The organism is Klenkia sp. AC732, from assembly GCF_979256525.1.
Genome location: NZ_CEEDOS010000083.1, coordinates 1 through 3,600, shown reverse-complemented (window position 1 = coordinate 3,600; position 3,600 = coordinate 1). Strand labels below are relative to the sequence as shown.

Below are 3,600 nucleotides of genomic sequence, written 5' to 3'. Positions count from 1 at the left end.
GGTGCGGGCGGGGGCGGTGCAGGTGCGGGCTGGTGCCCGCGGGTGGGTCGGTGTCTCGTGCCGGCGGTCCGTGGTCAGGGCGGGGTCAGGCCGGTCCGTGCGGCGTGCCCGAGGGCGCTCGCGCTCCCGCGGTCGGGTGCCCGCGGGGTGTCGTGCGCGGGGCGTCGCTGGCCCGTTCCGACAGGGTCGGTACACCCAGGATCGCTGGGTGACCTCGGGGCGAGCGTACACAGAGTGGACACACTGGCGACACGCCCAGGCAGTGAGGCGAACGTCTCCCCGAGCGGGGGTGCCGCCGTGGCTGACGCCGTGGTCAGGGACGGTCTCCAGGAGACGCGGAAGGGCTGGTGGGGGGCGGGTCCGCGGGGCTGTCCCGGGCCGGCGAGGAGCCGGTCCGCGAGGCCTCGGCGTCGGCTGCAGCCGTGGGCGCCACACCGTCGGTGGGGTCCTCGACCGGGGTGCTGTCGGCGGCCTCGTCGTCGACCGCGGCCCGGGCCTCCTGGCCGCGGGTGAGCAGCTCCCGCGGGCGGCCGCGCTGCCAGACCAGGTAGGCCACCGCGAGCACGCCGACGATCACGGCGGTGAACACGTTGAGGCGCAACCCGAAGAACCGCTCGGCGGTGTCGATGCGGAGCATCTCGATCCAGCCACGGCCCAGGCAGTAGCTGGCGACGTACAGCGCGAAGGCCCGGCCGTGCGAGAGCTGGAAGCGCCGGTCGGCCCAGACGACCAGGGCCGCCGCGGCCAGGTTCCACAGCAGCTCGTACAGGAAGGTGGGGTGGAAGGTGGCGAACTGCTCGTAGCCCTCCGGCCGGAACCGGGGGTCGATCTCCAGCGCCCAGGGCAGCGTCGTGGGACCGCCGAAGAGCTCCTGGTTGAACCAGTTGCCCAGCCGGCCGACCGCCTGGGCGACCAGCAGGCCCGGGGCCAGCGCGTCGGCGAAGACCGGCAGCGGGATACCGCGACGGCGGCAGGCGATCCACGCACCGACCCCACCCAGGACGATCGCGCCCCAGATGCCCAGCCCGCCCTCCCAGATGTAGAGGGCCCGCACCGGGTCGCCGTTCTCACCGAAGTAGGGCTCGGGGGTGGTGAGCACGTGGTAGACGCGCCCGCCGACGATGCCGAAGGGCACCGCCCACACGGCGATGTCCAGCACGTCGCCGGGGGCGCCGCCGCGGGCGACGAAGCGCCGCTCGGTGATGACCGCGGCCAGCACGATCCCGGCGATGATGCACAACGCGTAGGCGCGCAGCGGGAACGGCCCGATCTCCCAGGTGCCCTGACTGGGGCTGGGGATGGCGGCGAGCAGCTCGGTGGTCACCGGCGCCGGACCCCCTCGGCGAGGTCGGCGGACAGGGCGCGGACCCCGTCGGGGCCGTGGCCGTCCAGCAGCTGTCGGACGTAGGCCGAACCGACGATGACGCCGTCGGCGAAGGCGGCGACCTCGGCAGCCTGGTCGCCGTTGCTGACCCCGAGGCCGACGCAGACCGCCAGGTCGGCGCCCGCGGCCTCACGGGTGCGGGCGACGAGCACCTCGGCGGCGTCCCCGACGGTGGCCCGGGTCCCGGTCACGCCCATCGTGGAGGCGGCGTAGACGAACCCGCGGCAGGCCGCGGTGGTGGTGGCCAGCCGGGCCGGGGTGGAGGACGGCGCGACCAGGAAGACCCGGTCCAGCCCGGCCTCCTCGCTGGCCGCGATCCAAGCCGCGGCCTCGTCGGGCACGAGGTCGGGGGTGATGGCCCCCGCTCCCCCGGCGGCGGCCAGGTCGGCGGCGAAACGCTGTACGCCGTAGCGCTCGATCGGGTTCCAGTAGCTCATGACGACCGGCACCGCACCGGCCTGCGCGACGGCGGCCACGGCGGTCAGCACGTCGGCCATGCCGACCCCGGCCTGGACCGCGACCTCGACGGCCTCCTGGATCGTCGGGCCGTCCATGCCGGGATCGGAGTAGGGGACGCCGATCTCGACGACGTCGGCACCGCCCTCGACCGCAGCCACCATGGCCTCGATCGAGCCCGGCACGGTCGGGTACCCGACCGGCAGGTAGGCGATCAGCGCGGAGCGGCCCTCGGACCGGGCGACACCGATCCGCTCGGCCAGCAGGCTGGTCGTGCCCGGGGCGCTCACAGCGCGTCCCCGTCCTGCACGGTGGTCTCCTCCGGGGTCCCCAGCGCGGGACCGGGCTCACCGCCGTGCCCGTCCTCGACGGCTCGCTCGTCGGAGTCGGTCGGGGCGTCACCCCGGGTCCCGCCCAGGCCGAACCAGGCGCTGGCGGTCTCCACGTCCTTGTCCCCCCGGCCGGACAGGTTGACCAGCAGCAGCGCGTCGGGACCCAGCTCGCGGCCCAGGGTGATCGCCCCGGCCAGGGCGTGCGCGCTCTCGATCGCCGGGATGATGCCCTCGGTCCGGCACAGCAGCGCGAAGGCCTCCATGGCCTGGCTGTCGGTGACCGGGCGGTACTCCGCGCGACCCAGGTCGTGCAGGTGGCTGTGCTCGGGGCCGACCCCGGGGTAGTCCAGCCCGGCCGAGATCGAGTGCGACTCGACGGTCTGCCCGTTGGCGTCCTGCAGCAGGTAGGAGCGGGCGCCGTGCAGCACGCCCGGGTCGCCGCCGGTGATCGAGGAGGCGTGCCGGCCGGTCTCGACGCCGTCGCCACCGGCCTCCAGGCCGACCAGCCGCACGTCGGCGTCGGGCACGAAGGCGGTGAAGATGCCGATCGCGTTGGAACCGCCACCGACGCAGGCCAGCACCGCGTCGGGCAGCCGGCCCTCGCGCTCCAGCAGCTGCGCGCGGGCCTCGTCGCCGATGACCCGCTGGAAGTCCCGGACCATGGCCGGGAAGGGGTGCGGGCCGGCGACGGTGCCGAAGACGTAGTTCGTCGTCTCCACGTTGGTGACCCAGTCGCGGAAGGCCTCGTTGATGGCGTCCTTGAGGGTCTTGGACCCGGTGGTCACCGGGATGACCTCGGCACCCAGCAGTCGCATCCGGGCGACGTTGAGCGCCTGGCGGCGGGTGTCCTCCTCGCCCATGTAGACCGTGCAGTCCAGGCCCATGAGCGCGGCCGCGGTCGCGGTGGCCACGCCGTGCTGACCGGCGCCGGTCTCGGCGATGACGCGCTTCTTGCCGATGCGCTTGGTGAGCAGGGCCTGACCCAGCACGTTGTTGATCTTGTGCGAGCCGGTGTGGTTGAGGTCCTCGCGCTTGAGCAGCACCCGGGCGCCGCCACAGTGCTCGGCGAAGCGGGGCACCTCGGTGATCGGGGAGGGCCGGCCGGTGTAGTCGCGGTGCAGCCGCTCGAACTCGGCCAGGAACACCGGGTCCACGCGCATCTGCTCGTAGGCCTCGGTCAGCTCGTCGAGGGCCGCGATGAGCGCCTCGGGCACGAACCGGCCGCCGTAGGGACCGAAGTGCCCGGTCGCGTCCGGCCACTCCGGGCGCGGCCTGGTCAGGCTGGCTACGGGGGTGGGCGGGGCGGTCGTCGCAGTCACCCCACCAGTGTGGCTGGGCGGTCCGACAAACCGGCTACCGGGTGCTGGTCAGCGCGGTGGGACCGGCCGGCGGGGCGCGCCACGTCGGCGACGTTCGGCCACGGCGTCC

3 protein-coding genes are annotated in these 3,600 nt (G+C 74.5%); all 3 read right to left on the bottom strand.

All coding sequences use genetic code 11. From position 1 onward, the window contains the following. Positions 1–313: 313 nt before the first annotated feature. Genes lgt through trpB form a run of 3 tightly spaced genes read right to left on the bottom strand, consistent with a single transcriptional unit; the run spans position 314 to position 3,491 of the window. Entirely contained in the window at positions 314–1,324 is a 1,011-nt protein-coding gene (gene lgt / locus AC0IVP_RS21730; protein ID WP_082557149.1) for a prolipoprotein diacylglyceryl transferase, read from the bottom strand. Continuing rightward, complete coding sequence (gene trpA, locus AC0IVP_RS21725; RefSeq protein ID WP_471759253.1) at positions 1,321–2,130, bottom strand: tryptophan synthase subunit alpha; 810 nt, start codon at positions 2,128–2,130, stop codon at positions 1,321–1,323. Before trpA ends, lgt begins: the two co-directional genes overlap by 4 nt. Next, the gene (gene trpB / locus AC0IVP_RS21720; protein WP_255353010.1) at positions 2,127–3,491 is read right to left on the bottom strand and encodes a tryptophan synthase subunit beta; all 1,365 of its coding nucleotides are present in this window, start codon (positions 3,489–3,491) and stop codon (positions 2,127–2,129) included. The genes trpA and trpB overlap by 4 nt, the downstream gene beginning before the upstream one ends. Positions 3,492–3,600: the final 109 nt, after the last annotated feature.